The organism is Brachybacterium sillae (assembly GCF_025028335.1).
In the GTDB taxonomy this organism is placed as follows: domain Bacteria; phylum Actinomycetota; class Actinomycetes; order Actinomycetales; family Dermabacteraceae; genus Brachybacterium; species Brachybacterium sillae.
The window spans coordinates 191,229-211,238 of record NZ_JAFEUW010000001.1 but is presented as its reverse complement, the minus strand read 5'-3'; the positions used below and the strand labels follow the sequence as shown (position 1 = coordinate 211,238).

At 73.3% G+C, this 20,010-nt stretch carries 18 protein-coding genes; 9 read left to right on the top strand and 9 right to left on the bottom strand.

Translation table 11 applies throughout. The features are described from left to right. Nucleotides 1–52 precede the first annotated feature (52 nt). The 5 genes from JSY14_RS00960 to JSY14_RS00940 all read right to left on the bottom strand — a co-directional run bounded on the left by JSY14_RS00960 (nt 53) and on the right by JSY14_RS00940 (nt 3,645). A complete protein-coding gene (locus JSY14_RS00960; protein ID WP_259556859.1) occupies nt 53–400 on the bottom strand; it encodes an RNA polymerase-binding protein RbpA in 348 nt (115 codons plus the stop codon). Between the two features lie 111 nt (nt 401–511). Further along, nucleotides 512–1,324, bottom strand: a complete 813-nt coding sequence (locus JSY14_RS00955) for a glycerophosphodiester phosphodiesterase family protein (protein WP_259556858.1) — start codon at nt 1,322–1,324, stop codon at nt 512–514. Then, nucleotides 1,302–2,204 carry an SURF1 family cytochrome oxidase biogenesis protein gene (locus JSY14_RS00950; RefSeq protein ID WP_259556857.1) on the bottom strand — a complete coding sequence of 301 codons (903 nt, stop codon included), beginning with the start codon at nt 2,202–2,204 and terminating at the stop codon, nt 1,302–1,304. Before JSY14_RS00950 ends, JSY14_RS00955 begins: the two co-directional genes overlap by 23 nt. Further along, the gene (locus JSY14_RS00945) at nt 2,204–2,689 is read right to left on the bottom strand and encodes a hypothetical protein (protein ID WP_259556856.1); all 486 of its coding nucleotides are present in this window, start codon (nt 2,687–2,689) and stop codon (nt 2,204–2,206) included. The genes JSY14_RS00950 and JSY14_RS00945 overlap by 1 nt, the downstream gene beginning before the upstream one ends. Next, on the bottom strand, nt 2,686–3,645 hold the full coding sequence (locus tag JSY14_RS00940; protein WP_259556855.1) for a hypothetical protein: 960 nt from the start codon (nt 3,643–3,645) through the stop codon (nt 2,686–2,688). Before JSY14_RS00940 ends, JSY14_RS00945 begins: the two co-directional genes overlap by 4 nt. A 158-nt stretch (nt 3,646–3,803) precedes the next feature. Between JSY14_RS00940 and JSY14_RS00935 the strand changes: the two genes are divergently transcribed. After that, complete coding sequence (locus JSY14_RS00935) at nt 3,804–4,532, top strand: beta-ketoacyl-ACP reductase (protein WP_259556854.1); 729 nt, start codon at nt 3,804–3,806, stop codon at nt 4,530–4,532. 72 nt (nt 4,533–4,604) lie between these two features. After that, on the top strand, nt 4,605–5,129 hold the full coding sequence (locus JSY14_RS00930; RefSeq protein WP_259556853.1) for a SixA phosphatase family protein: 525 nt from the start codon (nt 4,605–4,607) through the stop codon (nt 5,127–5,129). A 43-nt stretch (nt 5,130–5,172) separates the two neighbouring features. On the opposite strand, the gene serB is transcribed toward JSY14_RS00930, so the two are convergent. Both serB and glgC read right to left on the bottom strand, forming a co-directional pair. Further along, entirely contained in the window at nt 5,173–5,832 is a 660-nt protein-coding gene (gene serB / locus JSY14_RS00925; RefSeq protein ID WP_259556852.1) for a phosphoserine phosphatase SerB, read from the bottom strand. Then, on the bottom strand, nt 5,829–7,073 hold the full coding sequence (gene glgC, locus JSY14_RS00920; RefSeq protein WP_259556851.1) for a glucose-1-phosphate adenylyltransferase: 1,245 nt from the start codon (nt 7,071–7,073) through the stop codon (nt 5,829–5,831). Before glgC ends, serB begins: the two co-directional genes overlap by 4 nt. A 151-nt stretch (nt 7,074–7,224) precedes the next feature. Here glgC and glgA point away from each other — a divergent pair, with 151 nt between their 5' ends. After that, entirely contained in the window at nt 7,225–8,421 is a 1,197-nt protein-coding gene (glgA, locus tag JSY14_RS00915) for a glycogen synthase (protein WP_259556850.1), read from the top strand. A gap of 83 nt (nt 8,422–8,504) precedes the next feature. On the opposite strand, the gene JSY14_RS00910 is transcribed toward glgA, so the two are convergent. Beyond that, nucleotides 8,505–9,992 (bottom strand): RNB domain-containing ribonuclease, encoded by a 1,488-nt coding sequence (locus JSY14_RS00910; RefSeq protein WP_259556849.1) that lies wholly within the window; start codon nt 9,990–9,992, stop codon nt 8,505–8,507. Between the two features lie 104 nt (nt 9,993–10,096). On the opposite strand from JSY14_RS00910, the gene JSY14_RS00905 reads away from it, so the two are divergent. The 6 genes from JSY14_RS00905 (at nt 10,097) to JSY14_RS00880 (ending at nt 19,448) form a co-directional block, all read left to right on the top strand. After that, nucleotides 10,097–10,903 (top strand): ABC transporter ATP-binding protein, encoded by an 807-nt coding sequence (locus JSY14_RS00905; RefSeq protein ID WP_259556847.1) that lies wholly within the window; start codon nt 10,097–10,099, stop codon nt 10,901–10,903. Between the two features lie 73 nt (nt 10,904–10,976). Beyond that, nucleotides 10,977–11,795: a TrmH family RNA methyltransferase gene (locus tag JSY14_RS00900; protein ID WP_259556846.1), complete on the top strand. Its 819-nt coding sequence runs from the start codon at nt 10,977–10,979 to the stop codon at nt 11,793–11,795. Between the two features lie 5 nt (nt 11,796–11,800). Further along, the gene (locus JSY14_RS00895) at nt 11,801–13,174 is read left to right on the top strand and encodes an MFS transporter (RefSeq protein ID WP_259556845.1); all 1,374 of its coding nucleotides are present in this window, start codon (nt 11,801–11,803) and stop codon (nt 13,172–13,174) included. Nucleotides 13,175–13,350: 176 nt separating this feature from the next. Further along, a complete protein-coding gene (imuA', locus tag JSY14_RS00890) occupies nt 13,351–14,235 on the top strand; it encodes a DnaE2-dependent mutagenesis accessory factor ImuA' (protein WP_259556844.1) in 885 nt (294 codons plus the stop codon). Further along, nucleotides 14,232–15,917, top strand: coding sequence for a DNA polymerase Y family protein (locus JSY14_RS00885; protein WP_259556843.1), 1,686 nt, complete (start codon nt 14,232–14,234; stop codon nt 15,915–15,917). Before imuA' ends, JSY14_RS00885 begins: the two co-directional genes overlap by 4 nt. A 57-nt stretch (nt 15,918–15,974) precedes the next feature. Continuing rightward, the gene (locus JSY14_RS00880; protein WP_259556842.1) at nt 15,975–19,448 is read left to right on the top strand and encodes an error-prone DNA polymerase; all 3,474 of its coding nucleotides are present in this window, start codon (nt 15,975–15,977) and stop codon (nt 19,446–19,448) included. Between the two features lie 33 nt (nt 19,449–19,481). Here JSY14_RS00880 and JSY14_RS00875 read toward each other — a convergent pair whose 3' ends face one another. Then, the gene (locus JSY14_RS00875) at nt 19,482–19,997 is read right to left on the bottom strand and encodes a PKD domain-containing protein (protein ID WP_259556841.1); all 516 of its coding nucleotides are present in this window, start codon (nt 19,995–19,997) and stop codon (nt 19,482–19,484) included. Between the last annotated feature and the right edge of the window lie 13 nt (nt 19,998–20,010).

Sequence of the window (20,010 nt, the reverse complement as noted above, 5' to 3'; positions counted from 1 at the left end):
GACGCCCCACCCGGGATCCCGGGTGGGGCGTCGTGCGGTTCGGGGGTGCGGGTCAGCCGCGGGTGCTGTGCAGCTTCCCGGCGCGCAGCAGCTCCAGACGCTGATCGAGCAGCACCTGCAGTTCCTCCTCACTGCGGCGCTCCAGCAGCATGTCCCAGTGGGTGCGCTGCGGCTTCTGCGGCTTCTCCTCGGGCTTCTCGGCATCGCGTAGCAGGGCGGTCGCGCCGCAGCGGCACTCCCACACGGCCGGGACATCGGCCTCGATGGAGAAGGGCAGCGAGAAGGTGTGCCCGTTGGGGCAGTCATAGACGGCGTCCTGACGGGGCGCGGCGAGCACACCCTCATCGGTCTCCATGCTGAGGGAGCCGAGGCGCGTTCCACGCAGGCTGCGGCTGTTCATCGGTGCGGACCTCCTGAGGTCGACGACGGGCTCAACGGTTCAACGCGGCGAGCGGCCCGGGCATTCCCGCAGGGAGGGGCGGCTGCTCGGCGGACGTTCAGAGCGGGGACGTCACCGCCGCGCCAGAAACCCGGCGAGCAGATCAGCCCGGTTGGTGACGATACCATCCACCCCCAACGCCAGGACCTCCCGCATGCCGGCCGGGGTGTCGATCGTCCACACGTGCACCTCACAGCCGGCGCGGTGCGCCGCCGCGACGGACCGGGGCGTGACGATCCGCCACCGACCGTGCCGCATCGGCACCTGCAGCGCCTGATACGGCCGCAGGGCACGCCGCAGCACCACCTCCGGTGCCTCGACCGACCACAGGGCGAGAGCCAGGGCGATCCCACCCCGCGAGGGGCTGCGCCGCGGCGTGCGGCCGGTGAGCCGTCGGATCTGCGCCACGGCCCGCAGCGCCACCCGATCATCGAAGGACGTGACGCACACCCTGTCGACAGCCCCCGTGCGGGCGATCGCCTGGGCGGCGGGGAGCACCGAGCGAGCGTCCTTGACATCGATGTTCACGATGACGTCACGGAAGGAACCGAGCACATCAGCGAGCGCGGCCGGAGGTTCGGCCCCGGCGATCCGCATCCGCGACAGCTGCGCGGCGGTGAGAGCGGCGACGGGCCGCGGATCACCCGCCACCCGCCGCATGGTCTCGTCATGCAGGGCGTACGCGGTGCCGTCGGAGCTGGCCCGGGTGTCGGTCTCCAGCATGTCGGCGCCGGCGGCGAGGGCGTCGGAGAAGGCCCGCAGGGTGTTCTCGGCGCCGTCGAGGGCGAGGCCCCGGTGGGCGATCACCCGCGGGCGCGGTCCCGGGCCGAACCGCGACCGGGGCGTGCGGGTGCCGTCGGTATCAGCGGCCGTCGAGAAGGGCATCCTCAGCCTCCTCGTCACTGGGGGTTCGACGGGTCGGGGCGCGCCGGCTCGGGGCTCGGTCGCGGTGGGCTGCGGAGGTGGGGGCGTCCTCCCGGTCACGGGCGTTGCGGCGGCGTGTGACGACCACCCCGACGGGGATGGCGAGAGCGAACAGCCACCACTGCACGGCGTAGGCGAGATGCGGGCCCAGCGAGGGCTCGGGCAGGGCGATCGGGCGCGGCCGGGAAGCCGGCTGCGGCGATTCCGCCTCGGCCACCAGATAGGCGTCCTCGCGGACGGGACCAGGCAGGGAGAGCCGGGAGGCGATGACCGGGGGTGTGACGGTCTGCGCCTGACCGGGAGGGTCGGAACGGGACGGCAGGGTGGGTTCGGCCGGGCGGATCCGTGCCGTAACGGTGACCTCGCCGCCGGGGATCGGCGGCGGGTCGGAGGGGATGGACCCGTCGGGGCCCTCCGGAACCCAGCCGCGCACCACCAGCACGGTGGTGCCCTGCTCGGTGCGCAACGGCACCAGTTGCCACAGGCCGACGTCGCCCTGCTCCACCCGACCACGCACATACAGCACACAGTCGGCGCTCGCGCAGTAGGTGCCACGCACCGCCACGGGCCGCCACGCCTGGTCCGTGGGCAGGGGAGCGGCGATCCGGTCCAGCGGCACGGGCGCGGCGCGGGCCATGGTCTCCAGCTGCCGGGCCTCGGCCAGGCGGTCCTGGAACCGGCCCCACTGCCACATACCCAGCAGCAGGCAGGCGATCACTGCCACGACGATCAGTGCGAGGGGACCCGCCGCGAACCGGCCGGCGGGGCGGGCGGCGCCAGAGGAACGGGCGGCATCGTCGGGAGGCACCGGCTCGTGGGCTCGGCGGGGGGTCTCGGCCATCACAGGGGGTCAGTTCCCGGCAGGGGAGCGACCGCGGCGGCGGAGGCACTGCTCGGGGTCTCCCCGGTGCCGTACCGGTAGAGCGCGCGGAAGCCCAGCACGGTCGCGGTGACCACGAGAGCCGCGAGCACGAGGACGGCGATGGAGACGGCGAGGCGCAACCGGGGACGTCGCCGCTCTTCCGGGGCGGGACCGAAACCGTGGTCCTCGGGCGGCGCGGGGGTGTCCTCCCAGCTGCCGGGCGCGGTGACCGCCACCGGGTACGACTCCGGTCGGGGCTCCGGACGGGCACCGCTGGCCGGAACTTCTGCGGAATCCCGCAGCGGGCCCTCCTCAGCGCCCACGACGTCCCCGGGGCGCGCGTACAGGCGCCACCCGGCGGGGACGTCCCCCCAGGCACGATCCGGCCGCCAGCCCTCGGGGGGTTCCCAATCGTCGGCCGGCGGCTCGGGCCAGTGCGGCGGCGGGTTGAACGTCCCGGTCACACCGACGCGACGCCCGGGATGGCGGCGGACTCGAGGACCACGCCGAGGGAGGAGGCCGCACCTTCGGAACCGCCGAGGAACAGTCCGGCCAGGGCCATCAGCGCGAGCAGCAGACCACCGAGCACCAGGCAGCCGACCCACCAGTAGCGGTTCATACCCGAGTCGTGTCCGCGCGGCGCCGGGCTGGGAGCGGGCGCCGGGCTGGCAGCGGGCGCCGGGCTGGCAGCGGGCGCCGGGCCGGGAGCGGGCGCCGGGCCGGGAGCGGGCGCCGGGCCGGGAGCGGGCGCCGGGGTCTGGGTGGTCCGCTCATCGGTGCGCACACCCGGCTCCGCGGCGATGCCCGCCTCGCGATGATCCTCCACGTGCACGCGGTCCTCGCGCGAGACAGCGGGGTGGGACTGATCGGCCCGCCGATCCTCGACGTGCACGCGATCCCGCGACGCATCGTCGACGGTCCGGCGGTCGTCGCGCAGATCGACACGGTCACCCTGAACCCCGACGGGCTCCGCCCGATGGGTGGGGCCGCTCTCGTGCACGGGCGCAGGCTCCGTGGGGACCGGCGCCTCGCGGGTCGTCTCAGGCCCGAGCACGGACTCACGGACTGGCTGCGTCCCGTGGATCGGCTCGGCATCCCGCACCGGCCCCGGCTCACGGACCGGTTCCTCCGGGCGCACCGGCTCCGGCTCACGCACGGGCTCCGGCTCACGGACCGGTTCCTCCGGGCGCACCGGCTGCGGTTCCCGCACGGGCTCGGGCTCACGGACCGGCTCGTTGGTCTGCACCGTCGGCTGGTCGGACGAGGCCGACGCGGGCGACGTCACGGTCTCGTCGTCGCGTGCCCAGAAGCTCCACCCGTCGGGGGCAGGGCCCCACTCCGGATCCGGCTGCCATCCCGGCGGCGGGGTGAAGCCCGGCTCGACCGGCCAGTTCGGCGGCGGGTTGAAGCGATACGCCATGGTGAGTTCCCCTCCGGAGTGGTCGGCTGGGGCGCCCGCGGCGCGGGCGCCCGGTCGCCCCGTATCGTAGATCACCGGACTGGTGCCGACCTGGGGCATCGTCGGCCCCGCGCACCGTCCCGACCACCGCCGAACGCCGCATCCCAGGAGCGCCCACCATGACCGATGCCCCCGCCACCGAGCCCCGCAGCGTCCTCGTCACCGGAGGCAACCGCGGCATCGGCCGCGCCATCGCCGAGGAGTTCCTGCGTCGGGGCGACAAGGTCGCCGTGACCTCCCGCTCCGGGCAGGGCGGCCCCGAGGGTGCCCTGACGGTCGCCGCCGACATCACCGACGGCGCCTCCCTCGACGCCGCCATCGCCGAGGTCGAGGCGGCGCACGGCCCCATCACTGTGCTGGTGGCGAACGCCGGCATCACCGACGATCAGCTGCTGCTGCGCATGAGTGACGAGTCCTTCGAGTCGGTCGTCGACACCAACCTCACCGGCGCCTTCCGCAGCGTCCGCCGCGTCATCAAGAGCATGATCCGCGCCCGCCGCGGCCGCATCGTCCTGATCTCCTCGGTGGTCGGCCTGTACGGGTCGCCGGGTCAGGTGAACTACGCCGCCTCCAAGGCGGGCCTGGTCGGTATCGCCCGTTCCGTCACCCGCGAGCTGGGTTCGCGCGGCATCACCGCCAACGTTGTCGCCCCCGGGTACATCGACACCGACATGACCGCGTCGCTGCCCGACGACCTCAAGGACTCCTACCGCAAGGCCATCCCGGCGGGCCGGTTCGCCGACCCCGCGGAGGTCGCCCGCGTGGTGGCGTTCCTCGCCGGCGAGGACGCCTCCTACATCAGCGGCGCCGTCATCCCTGTCGACGGCGGTCTCGGCATGGGACACTGAGCACGGACGCCCCGTGCGGGGCGCCCCTGCATCCCCACAGCTCGAGCTCCATGAAGGTGTGACCCCGGCGCCATGACCGCTTCCGACCCTGACAGTCGCCTCCTGCTCCTCATGCGCCACGGCAAGGCCGAGAGCGCCGCGGAGCAGGACCACGAGCGGGAACTCACCGACAAGGGCCGCAACCAGGCCCGGCTGATCGGCGAGTACCTCGAGTCACAGGGGGTGCGGCCGACGAGGGTGCTGGTCTCCACCGCGGCGCGCACCCGCGCCACCTGGGAGGCGGTGCTGTCGTCCATGCCGGGTTTCGACGGCCGCGTCACCTTCCACGACGACCTGTACGAGAGCGGCCCGCAGCCGGTGCTGGATCTGCTGCGGACCCGCAAGGACAAGCACCACGTGGTGATGGTGATCGGCCACGAGCCCACCATGTCGATGCTGTCGACGCTGCTGGCGGGGGAGGAGTCCGATTCCGGGTCCCTCGCGCAGGCGCGCATCGGTCTGCCGACCGGCGCGATGAGCGTCCTGTCCGGTCCCCTCGAGCAATGGTCCGATCTGCGCGAGGAGTGTCTCACCCTGCACACGGTCGTGCGCCCCTGAGCCCGGGCGGGGGTCTCCGGCGCCCGGCGTGACGGGCCCGGTGTCAGACGCTCTCCGCGCCCAGGACCGCCTCGATCTGGGGCCAGACCTCCACCAGGGAGTCCCCGTCGATGACGGCATCCGCCTCGGCGCGCAGCGCCGGCTTCGGACGGAAGCCGACACCTCGACCGGCGGCGCGGATCATCAGCACATCATTGGCGCCGTCACCGACGGCCACCGTCCGGGCCAGCGGCAGCCCATACCGCGCGGCGAGCTCCCGCAGTGCCGCGGCTTTGCCCTCCGCATCCACGATCGGCCCGTCGAGCTCGCCGGTGAGCAGGCCGTCCTGCACGCCGAAACGGTTGGCCACCACGTGGTCCACCCCGGCCCTCTGCGCGAGCGGGTCGACGACCTCGTGGAAGCCGCCGGAGACCAGGGCGGTGCGCACACCCGCGGCACGGCAGCGCTCCACCAGTTCCAGGGCCCCGGGGGTCGGTTCCAGCTGCGCCGTCACCTCCTGCAGCGCCGCGACCGGCACCCCGGCGAGGGTGCGCACCCGCTCCCGCAGGGAATGGGCGAAGTCGAGCTCCCCGCGCATGGCACGGTCGGTGATCTCCTCCACCCGCTCCCGGGTCCCGGCATGGTCGGCGACCAGTTCGATCACCTCCTGACGGATGAAGGTGGAATCGACATCACTGACCAGCAGGGCCCGGGGATCGCTCATGACGGCTCGATCACCGTTCCCTTGCCGAGCACGGTGATGCCGGAGTCGGTCACGGTGAACCCGCGGGCACGGTCGAACTCAGGGTCCAGCCCGATCTGGGTGCGCGGCGGCACGATCACGGACTTGTCGATGATCGCCCGATGGATGTGGCAGTGGCGGCCCACCTGCACCCCGTCCATCAGCACCGACTCCGAGACACTGCTCCACGAGTGCAGGCCGACACCGGGGGACAGGATCGAGTTCGACACCGAAGCCCCGGAAACGACCACCCCGGGCGAGACGATCGAGTTGACGGCCGAACCCATCCGGCCGTCGGCGGCGTGCACGAACTTCGCCGGCGGCACGTTCCGCACACCCGCGAACACCGGCCACTTGATGTTGTAGAGGTTGAACACCGGGTGGACGGAGATGAGGTCCATGTTCGCGTCGTAGAACGCATCGAGCGTGCCGACGTCGCGCCAGTAGTCGCGGTCGCGGTTGGTGGACCCGGGGACGTCATTGCGGATGAAGTCGTACACCCCGGCGGCGCCGCGGTCGACGAACCAGGGGACGATGTCGCCACCCATGTCGTGCGCGGAGTCCTCCCGCTCGGCGTCGCGGGTGACGGCGTCGACGAGCGCGTCCGCGGTGAAGACGTAGTTGCCCATGGAGGCGAGCACCTGCGAGGGATCGTCGGCCAGACCCTCGGTGTGCTTCGGCTTCTCCACGAAACGGGCGATGGTGGTGGGGTCCTCCGGCGTGGTCTCGATGACGCCGAACTGGTCGGACAGCTCGATCGGCTGCCGGATCGCGGCGACGGTGCACTCGGCGCCGGATTCGATGTGCGCCTCCACCATCTGGGAGAAGTCCATGCGGTACACGTGATCGGCGCCGACGACGACCACGTAGTCGGGCTTCTCCTCCTCGATGAGGTTCAGCGACTGGTAGATCGCATCGGCGGAGCCGAGGTACCAGTGCTTGCCCTTGCGCTGCTGCGCGGGCACGGGCGCGACGTAGTTCCCCAGCAGGGAGCTCATCCGCCAGGTCTGGGCGATGTGCTTGTCCAACGAGTGCGACTTGTACTGCGTCAGCACCACGATCCGGAGGTATCCGGAGTTGACGATGTTGGACAGGGCGAAGTCGATGAGTCGGTAGATGCCACCGAAGGGCACGGCGGGCTTCGCACGATCCAGGGTGAGGGGCATGAGGCGTTTGCCCTCGCCACCGGCGAGGACGATCGCGAGGACCTTCTTCGAGACCATGTATGGAGCATAATGCCTGCATGTGGACCGGCTCACACCCGGTCCACCGGGTTGGTCGGCCGCAGCGAGCAGTCACTCCCGGGCCAGCACGCCGACCACGTGAGACCGAGCACCGGACAGTGAACACCGGACACCGACCGAAGGGATGACCATGCGCGTGGACCTGCTGACCAAGGAGTACCCGCCGGAGGTGTACGGCGGCGCCGGGGTGCACGTGGCGGAGCTGACCCGCGTGCTGCGTCGCCACATCGACGTGCAGGTGCGCTGCTTCGGCGGCCCCCGCGACGAGGACGGCACCACCGCCTACCCCGAGCCCGCGGAGCTGGCCGACGCCAACGCCGCTCTGCGGACCTTCGGCACGGACCTCGCCATCGCCGCCGACTGCGCCGGTGCCGACCTGCTCCACTCGCACACCTGGTACGCGAACCTCGCGGGGCACCTGGGGTCGCTGCTGCACGGCGCCCCGCACGTGCTCTCGGCCCACTCGCTGGAGCCGCTGCGTCCGTGGAAGGCGGAGCAGCTCGGCGGCGGGTACGCCCTGAGCTCCTACGCCGAACGCACCGCCTATGAGGGGGCGGCCGGTCTGATCGCGGTGTCGGCCGGCATGCGCGAGGACATCCTGCGCTCCTACCCGCAGGTCGACCCGCAGCGGGTGCATGTGGTGCACAACGGCATCGATGTCGACGACTGGGCGCCGAACCCCGCCACCGATGCCCTCACCGCCCGTGGTATCGACCCGGAGGCCCCGACGGTGGTGTTCGTCGGCCGCATCACCCGCCAGAAGGGACTGCCCTACTTCCTGCGCGCCGCCCGGGAACTGCCCGCCGGGGTGCAGGTGGTGCTGTGCGCGGGCGCCCCCGACACCCCGGAGATCGCCGCCGAGGTCGATTCCCTGGTGCGGGAGCTCCAGAGCACCCGCACCGGGGTGCATCTGATCTCCGAGCATCTGCCGCGGCATGAACTCACCCAGGTGCTCTCGCACGCCACCACCTTCGTGTGCCCGAGCGTCTACGAGCCGCTGGGCATCGTGAACCTCGAGGCGATGGCCTGTGGGATCCCGGTGGTCGCCACCGCCACCGGCGGCATCCCGGAGGTCGTGGTCGACGGCGAGACCGGGGACCTGGTGCACCTGGATCAGGAGCAGGACGGCACCGGGACGCCCCGCGACCCGGACACCTTCGTGCGCGATCTGGCCGCCGCCCTGACGCGGATGGTGGCCGACCCGGAGCGCGCCCGGCGGATGGGGGAGGCCTCCCGCCGCCACGCCGCCGAGCACTTCTCCTGGGAGTCCATCGGCGAACGCACCCTCGAGGTGTACCGGACGGTGCTGGAGGCCGGTCGTCCCTGATCGGGGGCGTGCCACCCCCGCAGTGGGGACCGCCGGTGGGGACCGCCGGTGGGGATCGGCGCGACGTCCGGCGCGTGTCCGGGTCAGCCGGCGACGATCTCGAAGCGCACGCGGCGCCGCTCGAGGTCGGCCCGCGTCAGGCGCACCCGCAGCGCCGTGCCGAGCTCCGCGACACCCTCGGCCCAGGCGGTGATCGGCGGCTCCTGCAGCTGCACCTCCACCCGCGCCGGGCGGGCCTCACGGCCCTCCGCGGCCGCTGACGCCTCCCGCACATCGATCGCGACGGCGTCGAACTCCTCGCCCTCCCGACCCACCAGGGCGGCGATCTCCACCAGCTCCAGGGCCGCGCGCTCGAGCTTCCCGGCGGCACCGGCGGCGCTGTCCATCATCGTCGGCACGGCCGGCAGCACCTCCCGCAGGGGCCCCGGCAGCTCCTGCCCGCGCACCAGATGCCAGCAGGTGAGCAGCACGAACCGGTCGACCAGTCGGCGCAGCGGGGCGGTGGTGTGAGCGTACGGAGCGGCGATCGCGGCCTGACGCGGATCCTCGGGGGCCTCCTCCGGACGGGTGAACGCCGCATAACCGGCGCCGCGGAAGAGCGCCGTGGCCTGGTTCAGCAGCGCCAGGTGCCGGGGGTCCTCCCAGGTCAGGGAGCGCAGGAACTCGCCATAGGGCACGCCGTCCTCCCAGGGGGCGCCGAGCGCGCGGGCCTGGCGGCGGAACCGCTCCACGGCGCGATCCTCGGCCGGAGGCATGGTGCGCAGGATCCCGGCACCGTCATCGAGCATGATCCGGGCCGCCTGCATCCCGGTGAGCAGGGAGATCTGGGCGTTGGCGTCCTCGATCGGGCGGGGCGTGCGCCAGGTCAGTCGCACCCGGTCGTCCTCGGTGACGATCTCCTGCTCCGGAACGTTCAGGCTGGCGCCACCGCGTTCCGCCTCCAGGGCGGCCCGCAGACGTCCGATCTCCAGCAGCAGGTGCATCTGCTCATGGCCGCCCCCGGCATCGAGCTCGTCCTGCGCCTGGTCATAGGCGAGTTTCGCCACCGACCGGACCACCGCCCGTTCCAGCTGCACCTCGGAGGCCTCCCCGCGCGCGTCGAGGGCGATGGTCCACACGAAGGCGGGGGTGCCCTTCCCGGGCAACAGGCTGACGGCCCCCTCGGAGAGCACTTCGGGATGCAGGGGGATGCGCCGGTCGGGAAGGTAGACCGTGGCGCCGCGGCGGCGGGCCTCATGATCCACGGGGCCGTCGTGGTCGACGACGAAGGGCACATCGGCGATGGCGTACCGCACCCGGTAGCCATCGGCGACGCGCTCCAGGTGCATCGCCTGGTCGAGGTCGGTGGAGGAGGCCGGGTCGAGGGTGACGAAGGGGATGTCGGTGAGGTCGGCCCGGTCGGCCTCGGCGTGGGGGTCCTGTCCGGCAGCCTCCTCGGCGGCGGCGAGGACCTCCGGCGGGAACTCCACGGGGATGCCGGAGTCGGCCACCAGGGTGTCGATCTCCGCGCGGATCCGGTCGGCGGTGAGGGACCCGGCGTCGGGTGCGAGATGGACGGGACGGTGCGGCACGGTGACCTCCTGCGGCGGCGTCGTCGGCGCGCGCCAGTCTACGAGCCGCCGCAGTGCGGCCGGCCGCGACCCTCGCGGACGCCTCCCGGCGCTAGGCTCGGAGCATGGTCGAAGCCGCTGCCGCCCCTGCCGCCGCCCTGCACGATGTGGTCGTGCGCCGTTCCGGGAAGAACCTGCTGGATTCCGTGTCGCTGACGATCGGCGAGGGGGAGCGGTGGGTGGTCCTCGGCCCCAACGGTGCCGGGAAGTCCACCCTGGTGCGGCTGCTCGCCACCCGTCTGCACCCGACGTCCGGGCAGGTCGATGTGCTCGGTGAGCGCCTGGGCCGCACTGATGTGTTCGAGCTGCGACCCCTGATCGGCCTGGCCAGCCAGGAGCTCGCCGAGACCGTGCCGGTGGAGGAGACCGCCCTGGATGTGGTCGTCACCGCCGGGTACTCACGGGTGGGTCGCTGGGCCGAGGACTATGACCCGCAGGACGAGGATCGCGCCCGGGAGCTGCTGGCGGCTTTCGGTGTCGGCGACCTCGCGGACCGCATGTTCGGCACCCTCTCCACCGGCGAGCGCAAGCGGGTGCTCTCCGCCCGGGCCCTCATGACCGACCCGGAGCTTCTGCTGCTGGATGAACCGGCCTCCGGTCTGGATCTCGGCGGCCGCGAGGAGCTTGTGCGGACCCTCGGCCAGCTCGCGTCGGACCCGGCGACCCCGGTGACCGTGCTGGTGACTCACCATGTGGAGGAGATCCCGCCGGGGTACACCCACGCCCTGCTGCTGCGCCGCGGCACGGTGGTGGCCGCCGGTCCGATCGAGCAGACCCTCACCTCGCAGAACCTCACCCGCACCTTCGGGCTGCCGCTGGTGGTGGAGCGGCACGACGGGCGATTCACGGCTCGCGCCGTGCGTCTGGGCTGAGCGGCGGTCCCCACCGGTGCCACTGGTCCCGATCGACTCCGTCGAGGATCCCCGACTCGACGACTATCTGCGCATGACCGACGTGCGCCTGCGCTCCCGCCTGGAGCCGGAGCGCGGGGTGTTCATGGCGGAGAGCTACGAGGTGATCTCCCGAGCGCTCGACGCGGGCATGCGGCCGCTGTCGTTCCTCATGGCGCCGAAGTGGGTGGAGCGTTTCGCGCCGCTGGTGGACCGCTTCCCCGAGGTCCCCGTGTACGTCGGGGAGGAGGGGCTGCTGGAGGAGCTCACCGGGTTCCATCTGCATCGCGGGGCCCTCGCGGCGATGCAGCGACCGGAGCTGCCCGACCCCCGCACGCTGCTGGAGCGCGCCCGCACCGTGGCGGTGCTGGAGGACATCGTCGACCACACGAACGTGGGGGCCATGTTCCGCTCGGCGGCGGCGCTCGGGGTGGATGCGGTGCTGGTGACGCCACGGTGCGCGGACCCGCTGTACCGGCGGTCGATCCGGGTGTCGATGGGCACCGTGTTCCAGGTGCCGTGGGCGCGCCTGGGGGCCTGGCCGCACGCGCCGCACGCTCCCGGGGAACCGGCACCGGTCGACGGGGTGGAGCTGCTGCATGAGGCCGGGTTCGATGTGCTCGCCCTCGCGCTCACGCCGGGGGCGGTGGCGCTGGATGCGGCGGATCTGGGGCCGGATCGGAAGGTCGCACTGGTGCTCGGCGCCGAGGGGCACGGCCTGACCCCCGCCACGTTGAGGGCCGCCGATCAGCACGTCATCATCCCCATGGCCGGGGGCGTGGACTCCCTGAACGTGGCGGCGGCGAGCGCCGTCGTGTTCTGGCAGCGGCGCCTGATGCTGGGCGGGGCCGGGGCGGCCGCCGCGCCACGGTGACGCCGATGCCCGCCCCGGCGCTGCGCCTGGGCACCGCCGCTGGGCGGCGTCTGCTGGTGACGGCCGTGCTGGCCTCGGGGATGGTGTTCCTCGACGGGACCATCGCGAACGTGGCGCTGCCCCGCCTGGGGGAGGACCTCGATGCCTCCCTGGCGGAGCTGCAGTGGGTGATCAACGGCTATGCCCTCTCGCTCGCCTCGTTCCTGCTGGTCGGCGGGTCCGTCGGGGATCGGCTGGGGCGCCGTCGGGTGATGACCTGGGGGGTGGCGGCCTTCACCCTCACCTCGGTGTTCGTGGCCATCGCGCCCACCATGCCGTTGCTGATCGCGGCCCGGGTGCTGCAGGGCTGCACGGCGGCGCTGCTCACCCCCGGCAGTCTGGCGCTGCTGCAGGCGTCGTTCGTCGCGGAGGATCGGATGCGGGCGATCGGCGCGTGGAGCGGGACACTGGGGGTGGCCACCGCGGCGGGGCCGATCGTCGGCGGATTCCTGGTCGGCCTCGACTGGCGCATCGGGTTCTGGGTGAACCTGCCTCTGGGGGCGCTGGTGCTGTGGCTGCTGCGTGCGGCGCCGGAGTCCTCCGACCCGGAGGCCGCCCGGACCTGGGATGTCCCGGCGATCGTGCTGACACCGGTGGCGCTGGCCGGTCTCACCTGGGCCCTGACGGTGGGGGTGCGGGCCGGTGGGCTGGTCGCCGCGGCGGTGGGTCTGCTGGCCCTGGCCGCGCTGGTGGTGGTGGAGCGGCGCTCGGCGGCGCCGATGGTGCCGCCGTCACTGTTCGCCGACCGGGTCTTCACCGGGATCAATCTGGCCACGCTCGTGGTGTATGCGGCATTCCCCGGTTCGATGCTGTTCCTCACGCTGTTCCTGCAGGTGGCGCAGGGGTGGTCTCCGCTGGCGGCGGGGGCGGCGACGGTGCCGGTATCCCTGGTGATGCTGCTGCTGTCCTCACGGTTCGGGGCGGTGGCCACGCGTCGCGGCCCGCTGCTTCCGATGTCCGGGGGCATGCTGCTGGTCGCGGTGGCGTTCGCGATGATGGCGCTCGCCCCGGCGGACGGCTCCTACCTGACGCGGCTGCTGCCGTGGATCGTGCTGCAGGGGCTGGGGATGGCGATGCTGGTGGCACCACTGACCGGGACGGTGCTCGCCGCGGCACCGGAGTCCCGCTCCGGGGTGGCCAGCGGTGTGAACAATGCGGTCTCCCGCACCGCCGGGCTGCTGGCGGTGGCGGCGCTGCCGCCGCTGGTGGGGCTCGGTGGCGATGACTACCGGGACGCCGCCCTGGTCGCACAGGGTTTCACCCGGGCGATGCTGGTGTGCGCGGCCCTGATGGTGCTGGGCGCGGTGATCACGGCGGTCTCCCTGCGCGGACGCGACTGAGGGCCCCGCACGCTTCGTTTGTCGGACCCCTCCTCCACGATGGGGAACACGTGTTCGAGAGCATGACCGGCACACCTTGACGGCCTCGGAACACCTAGGCGTAGAGTTCGAACATCTGTTCGAGTCTGCTGGGTGCTCCGGTGCCCGGCTGTGCAGGTCGGAACGGAGGGGAAGCCATGACGACCGCGCAGCAGGCGCAGACTCCGCAGGACCGGCTCGCCCACGCCCGGGCGGTGCTCGATGCTGCGGAGCGCCGCGCCGCCCGCCACGGCGGCCGGATCGACCGCACGGCCCTGCGCCCTGCGGGGGGATCCGGTGCGCCGCTGAGCCTCGTCCCCACCCCCGGGCGGGAGGACGGGGCCACCACCTCCGCTCCCGACCCGGGGGACGGGACGCGCCTGCCCGTGCCCTCCGCCCTCGCGGCGCTGGTGCCGCACGGCAGCCTGCGCGCGGGCAGCACCGTGGCCGTGAGCGGGGAGGCCTCGACATCCCTGCTGCTGGCGCTGGCGGTGGCCGCGGCCGGGGAGGACGCCTGGTGCGCGATCGCGGGTCTGCCGGATCTGGGGCTGCGCGCGGCCCTCGACGCCGGTCTGGATCCGACTCGTCTGGCGCTGATCACCGGTTGCTCGGTGGAGGAGCGGCCGCAGCTGCCGCAGGTGCTCTCCGCGGTGGTCGACGGGGTGGGGGTGGTGGTGCTCGGCCCCCGGCTGCAGCTGCCCCCGGCGCTGTGGCGGTCCCTGACCTCCCGTGCCCGCGCCCAGGATTCGCTGGTGCTGGCCGCGACCCCGCCGGGGCGGGCGGATCTGCATCTGAGCACCGCCGCCGGGCAGTGGGAGGGGCTGGGCAGCGGCAGCGGGCGGCTGCGGCGGCGCCACCTGGAGGTGGAGGCCACCGGCCGCGGCATCGCCGGTCGGCGTCGCGCCTCGGTGCTGCTGCCGCAGGTGCAGGGGCTGCTGCAGGCCGATGCCTCCCGGACCGATCCGGCGGGGATCTCTTCTGCCGCGGCATCCGGTCTCGACGCGGCGGCGAGGTCTCTGCACGTGGTGCGGAGGGCCGGATGAGCGCCACCCGCACCGCCGCCGTGGTGGTGCCCGACTGGCCGCTGCTGGCGGCGCGGGATCGGGAGGAGCGCCGCGCCGAGGCCGCCGGGCAGGCGCTCCCCGCGGGGCCGATGATCCTGCTGGAGCAGCATCGGGTCACGCATGCCGATGCCGCGGCGCGAGCCGCCGGGATCGTCCCGGGGATGCGCCGCCGGGCGGCCCGGGCCGCCTGCCCCGAGGCCCTCGTGCTGGAGGCCGATGCCGAGTACGTGCGCAGCACCTTCGAGCTGGTCGCCGCGGCGGTCGACACCGTCGCCTCGGGTGTGGATGTGCTGCGCCCGGGGGTGCTGCTGTTCGCGGCGCGTGGGCCCGCCCGCCATGCCGGTGGGGAAGCCCGCCTGGCGGAGAGGATCGTCGACGCCGTCGCCGACCTCACCGGCTGGGATTGCTCGGTGGGGGTGGCCGATGGTCCCTTCGCGGCCCTGCTGGCCGCGCGCAGCGGCCGGATCGTGCACCCCGGGGACAGTGCCCGCTACCTCGCTCCGCATCCGATCGCCGCGCTGGTCCACGCCCCGGTGGGGGAGGGATGGGGGCATCGCGACCAGCCGGCTGCCGTCCATGCGCCCCGGCGTCAGCGCACCGATCTGCAGGAGGTGGCCCTGTTGCTGGGCCGGTTGGGTCTGGCCACTCTGGGGGATTTCGCCGCCCTGGACCCGGGGGTGGTGGCGGACCGGTTCGGCCCGGACGTCGCCGCGGTGCATCTGCTGTGCCGGGGCCTGGAGGCGTCCCCACCGGCGGCGCACCACCCGCCGCAGCCGGTGGAGGCGGTGCAGGTGCTGGAGACACCGCTGGTGCGCACCGACCAGGCGGCCTTCGTCGCCCGCCCCCTGGCGGAATCCCTACAGGAGCAGCTGACCTCCCGCGGTCTGGTGTGCACGCGACTGCGGATCGTCGCCCGCTGCGAGGACGGCACCGAGAAGGAACGCACCTGGCGGCACGACGGCGCCCTGTCGGTGGCGGATGTGGTCGACCGTATCCGCTGGCAGTGCGACGGCTGGATCACCGCGTCCCGGCTCGGGCAGGGGCAGGGCGGGGCGATCGTCGCGTTGGGTCTGCACCCGGTGCAGCTGATGCCGGCGGGGGAGTGGGCCCCGGCGCTGTGGGGCAGCGCCGGGGAGAGCGCCCGGCGCGCGGCCCGGGCACTCGCCCGAGCGCAGGGCCTGGGTGGGGAGGACGCCGTGCTGGTGCCCGCGCCCGTCGGCGGGCGGCTGCTGGGGGAGCAGGTGGAGCTGGTGCCGTGGCGCTCGGAACGGCCCGCCCCGCGTCCCGGTCCGTGGCCCGGCGCCCTGCCGCAGCCGCTGCCCGCGACGGTGTTCCGCACTCCGCCGCCGGTGGAGCTGCTGACCGGGCAGGGGGAGCCGGTGGTGGTCACCGCGCGGGGGTTGCTGTCGGGGGTGCCGCAGGTGCTGCGACTGTCCGCCGACAGCGCCCGGGCCCTGCACGCCCACGACGGGGCGGTCTCCCCCGGGGAGCTGACGGTCAGCGCCCACAGCGCCCCCACCGTGCTGGATGTGCGCTGGTGGTCGCCGCAGGCCCGGCGGGGAGCCCGACTGCAGCTGGTGGCGCGCACCGCCGCGCACAGCCTCGCCCTGGTGCTGCTGTCCGACGGGGGCCGCTGGGCGGTGGAGGGGATGTATGACTGAGCCGTGCACGCTCCCGCGGGAACGGCGCGCCCGGGGCCCACACGATCGGGGGCCACGATGAGCCGCTGGTTCCTGGGGCCCGCCGCCTGGTCGGACCTCGAGGCGGTGTTGTCGGACCGGCCGGTGACCGTGGCCGCACCCGTGCACGTCCACCGCACCGGGGTGCCGGAGACCCAGGACCCCTACCGGCCGGACCGGGACGTCCCCTACGCGGAGCTGCATGCCCACTCCCACTTCAGCTTCCTCGACGGCGCCTCCAGCCCGGAGGACATGGTCGAGCAGGCAGCACGACTGGGGCTGCGGGCCCTCGCCCTGGTGGACCACGACGGCCTGCCCGGGGCGGTGCGCTTCGCCCGGGCGGGGCGGGAGCACGGGGTCGCCACCGTCTTCGGGGCGGAGCTCACCCTGGGGCTGGAACCCGGGGCGCAGCAGGCGTCGGCCACACCGGTGCGGTCGGCGCCCCGCACCCAGGTGCCGGACCCGGTGGGGGAGCACCTGGTGGTGCTGGTGCGGGACGTCGACGGGTACCGCGCCCTGTCCGCCGCGATCGCCCGCGCCCACCTGGACAGTGAGGAGAAGGGACGCCCCCGGTACCGCCTGCGGGACCTCTCCCGCGCCGCCCGCGAGGGCCACTGGCTGATCCTCACCGGGTGCCGGAAGGGAGCGGTGCCGGCGGCGGTGCGGCCTCTGATCGCCCAGGGTCTCCTCCAGGAGGCCGCCGAGGCCGCCGCCACCGGGATCGAGCGTCTGCTGGACCTGTTCGGACGCGGCAACGTCGCGGTGGAGCTGCAGACCACCGGGGATCTGCTGGACGACGAGATCCACGACGCCCTGGTGCAGGGCGCCCGCCTGGTGCGGGAGCGCCACGGCCTGGACGAGCGGACCCTGCCGGTGCTCGCCACCACCGGCGCCCACTACGCCCACCCCGGGCACAAACGCCTGGCGGACACCCACGCCGCCCTGCGCGCCGGACTCAGCCTGTCCGAGGCCGACCCGTATCTCGCGGGACGTCTGGCGCATCTGCGCAGCGGCGAGGAGATGCGGGCCCTGCTGCCGCGCTACCCGCAGGCGGTGGCGACCGCCGCCCGCCTGGGGCAGGAGTGCGCCCTGGACCTCAGCCTGCTGGCGCCGGACCTGCCGCCGTACCCGGTGCCCGCCGGGCATGACGAGGCCTCGTGGCTGCGGGAGCTCACCGAGCGCGGTGCCCGGGAGCGGTACGGACCCCGCCCCGGCAGCGCCGACGCCCCCGCCGACGGCACCGAACGGGTGCCGGGGGCGTGGGCGCAGATCGACAGGGAGCTGCAGGTCATCATCGACCTGCATTTCCCCGGTTACTTCCTGGTGGTGCATGACCTGGTGGCCTTCTGCCGCCGTGAGGGCATCCTGTGCCAGGGCCGCGGCTCCGCCGCCAACAGCGCCGTGTGCTACGCCCTGGGCATCACCGCCGTGGAACCGGTGGGACACCACCTGCTGTTCGAACGCTTCCTCGCCCCGGAACGCGACGGCCCGCCGGATATCGACCTCGACATCGCCTCCGATCGCCGCGAGGAGGTCATCCAGTACGTGTACGAGCGGCATGGGCGGGAGTGCGCTGCGCAGGTCGCCAACGTCATCACCTACCGGGCACGCCTGGCGGTGCGGGACGCCGCCCGCGCCCTCGGGTATGACGTGGGGGCGCAGGATGCCTTCTCCCGGCAGATCGAGCGTTCCTTCACCTCGCTGCAGGACGCCACCGGTATCCCCGAGGACGTGGTGCAGCTGGCCCACCAACTGCGGGATGCCCCGCGCCACCTGGGCATCCACTCCGGGGGCATGGTGCTGTGCGACCGGCCGGTGATCGAGGTGTGCCCGGTGCAGTGGGCCGCCATGCCCGGCCGCACCGTGCTGCAGTGGGACAAGGACGACTGTGCCGACGCCGGGCTGGTGAAGTTCGATCTGCTGGGGCTGGGGATGCTCACCGCCCTGGATCACTGCCTGCGGCTGGTCGAGGAGTTCCACGGGCAGGAGTTCGCGCTGCACTCCCTGCCGCAGGAGGACACCGCCGTGTACGACATGCTGTGCGCCGCCGACAGCGTCGGGGTGTTCCAGGTGGAGTCCCGAGCGCAGATCTCCACCCTGCCGCGGCTCAAGCCGCGCTGCTTCTACGACCTGGTGGTGGAGGTGGCGCTGATCCGTCCCGGCCCGATCCAGGGCGGCAGCGTCCACCCGTACATCCGCCGCCGCAACGGGGAGGAACCCGTCACCTACATCCACCCGCTGCTGGAGAAGTCCCTGGGCCGCACCCTCGGGGTGCCGCTGTTCCAGGAGCAGCTGATGCAGATGGTGGTGGACGTCGCCGACTTCACCCCCGCCCAGGCCGACCAGCTGCGGCGGGCGATGGGCGCCAAACGCTCCACGGAGAAGATGCTGGCGCTGTCGGACGAGCTGTTCTCCGGGATGGCCCGGCACGGGATCGTGGGGGAGGACGCCCAACTGATCCACCGCAAACTGCTGGCGTTCGCGAACTACGGCTTCCCGGAGTCCCACGCCTACTCCTTCGCGTACCTGGTGTACGCCAGCGCCTACCTGAAATGCCACTACCCGGCGGCGTTCACCGCGGCGCTGCTGCGCTCCCAACCGATGGGGTTCTACTCCCCGCAGTCGCTGGTGGCCGATGCCCGCCGTCACGGGGTCCTCACCCGCGGGGTGGACATCCTGCACAGCGACGTGGAGACCACCCTGGAGCTGGATCCCGAGCACCGCCCGTACACCGTCCCCACTGATGAGCAGATCCGGGCCGAGCAGCTGCCCGCGCGCACCCAGGTGCAGGGGGAGCGAGCCGCCGCCGGGCCGGCGATCCGCCTGGGCCTGACCCAGGTGCGGGGGGTCGGGGAGGAGGCCGCCGAACGGATCGTCGCCGAACGGGAACGCGGCGGTGCGTATCGGTCGGTCCCGGACCTCGCCCGGCGGGTGCGTCTGACGGCCCGGCAGCTCGAGGCCCTTGCCACCAGTGGGGCGCTCGATGCTCTCGCGGGGTCGCGCCGGCAGGCCCTGTGGGCGGCCGGGGCGGCGGCGCAGGAATCCCCCGACACCCTCCCGCACCTGGCGGTGGGGGCGCGAGCCCCGATGCTGCCGGGCATGAGCGACGCGGAGCTCGCGGCGGCCGACGCCTGGGCCACCGGCATCACCCCCGGGGATCATCCGCTGTCGCTGCTGCGGGCGCAGCTGGGGGAGCGGGGCGTGCTGCCGATCAGCGCCCTGCGTGACGTGGAGGACGGCACCCGACACCAGGCGGCTGGGGTGATCACCCACCGTCAGCGGCCCGCGACCGCCAGTGGCATCACCTTCCTGGGCCTGGAGGATGAGACCGGGATGCTCAACGTGGTGTGCTCGAAGGGTTTCTGGTCCCGCCACCGCGCCGTGCTGCGCACCGCTCGCGCGGTGGTGCTGCGCGGCGTGGTGGAGAACAGCACGGGCGCGGTGAACCTGGTGGCCGACGGCGTGCAGGTGCAGCCCCTCGACGTCGCCTCCACCTCCCGTGACTTCTGCTGACCACGTCGGACGCCCGCCACACCTCGTACGGCGTCAGCGGGTTTCGTGTCCGGCTCGGGGGTTGGGGTGGCCTTCGGTGTCGGGGGTGCGGTCGGGGACGATGGGTTCGGGGGGCTCGGTGGAGTTCGGGTTCACGAGCCGGGATTCGAGGGAGTTGGAGTAGAGGGGGACGGGGGTGGAGTCGATGGTGATGGTGCCGTCGATGTCCTGCCAGGGGCCACCGTTGACGGAGTACTGTCCGGCGAACGTGGTGGTCAGGGTGATGTCATACCAGCCCTCGGTCTCGTAGTAGTAGGCGACCTCTTCAGACGGGTAGGGCTTGCCGCGTTTGGTGGTGGTGATGGTGGCGCCATCACCCATCGACCAGGTGTAGGAGACGGGGATCGCTCGGACCTGGACGGGAGTGCCCAGCAGCGTGGTGTCGAGAATCTGATCGGTGGGTTCGACGTACAGGACGGTGGGGGAGTTGACCGGGATCCACCCGGCCTCCGGGCCCGCATGCGGCACCAACGGTTCGACGGGCAGGCGAGCGAAGTCCTCCTGTGTCACCGTGATCACCACC

Excerpts from the sequence above, each read along its gene's own strand:
- JSY14_RS00905 (WP_259556847.1), top strand. The coding sequence starts at position 10,097 with ATGGTCGAAGCCGCTGCCGCCCCTGCCGCCGCCCTGCACGATGTGGTC.
- JSY14_RS00940 (WP_259556855.1), bottom strand. The coding sequence starts at position 3,645 with ATGGCGTATCGCTTCAACCCGCCGCCGAACTGGCCGGTCGAGCCGGGC.
- imuA' (WP_259556844.1), top strand. The coding sequence starts at position 13,351 with ATGACGACCGCGCAGCAGGCGCAGACTCCGCAGGACCGGCTCGCCCAC.
- JSY14_RS00955 (WP_259556858.1), bottom strand. The coding sequence starts at position 1,324 with ATGCCCTTCTCGACGGCCGCTGATACCGACGGCACCCGCACGCCCCGG.
- JSY14_RS00900 (WP_259556846.1), top strand. The coding sequence starts at position 10,977 with ATGACCGACGTGCGCCTGCGCTCCCGCCTGGAGCCGGAGCGCGGGGTG.
- JSY14_RS00935 (WP_259556854.1), top strand. The coding sequence starts at position 3,804 with ATGACCGATGCCCCCGCCACCGAGCCCCGCAGCGTCCTCGTCACCGGA.
- JSY14_RS00885 (WP_259556843.1), top strand. The coding sequence starts at position 14,232 with ATGAGCGCCACCCGCACCGCCGCCGTGGTGGTGCCCGACTGGCCGCTG.
- JSY14_RS00960 (WP_259556859.1), bottom strand. The coding sequence starts at position 400 with ATGAACAGCCGCAGCCTGCGTGGAACGCGCCTCGGCTCCCTCAGCATG.
- JSY14_RS00880 (WP_259556842.1), top strand. The coding sequence starts at position 15,975 with ATGAGCCGCTGGTTCCTGGGGCCCGCCGCCTGGTCGGACCTCGAGGCG.
- glgC (WP_259556851.1), bottom strand. The coding sequence starts at position 7,073 with ATGGTCTCGAAGAAGGTCCTCGCGATCGTCCTCGCCGGTGGCGAGGGC.
- JSY14_RS00895 (WP_259556845.1), top strand. The coding sequence starts at position 11,801 with ATGCCCGCCCCGGCGCTGCGCCTGGGCACCGCCGCTGGGCGGCGTCTG.
- serB (WP_259556852.1), bottom strand. The coding sequence starts at position 5,832 with ATGAGCGATCCCCGGGCCCTGCTGGTCAGTGATGTCGATTCCACCTTC.
- JSY14_RS00950 (WP_259556857.1), bottom strand. The coding sequence starts at position 2,204 with ATGGCCGAGACCCCCCGCCGAGCCCACGAGCCGGTGCCTCCCGACGAT.
- JSY14_RS00930 (WP_259556853.1), top strand. The coding sequence starts at position 4,605 with ATGACCGCTTCCGACCCTGACAGTCGCCTCCTGCTCCTCATGCGCCAC.
- glgA (WP_259556850.1), top strand. The coding sequence starts at position 7,225 with ATGCGCGTGGACCTGCTGACCAAGGAGTACCCGCCGGAGGTGTACGGC.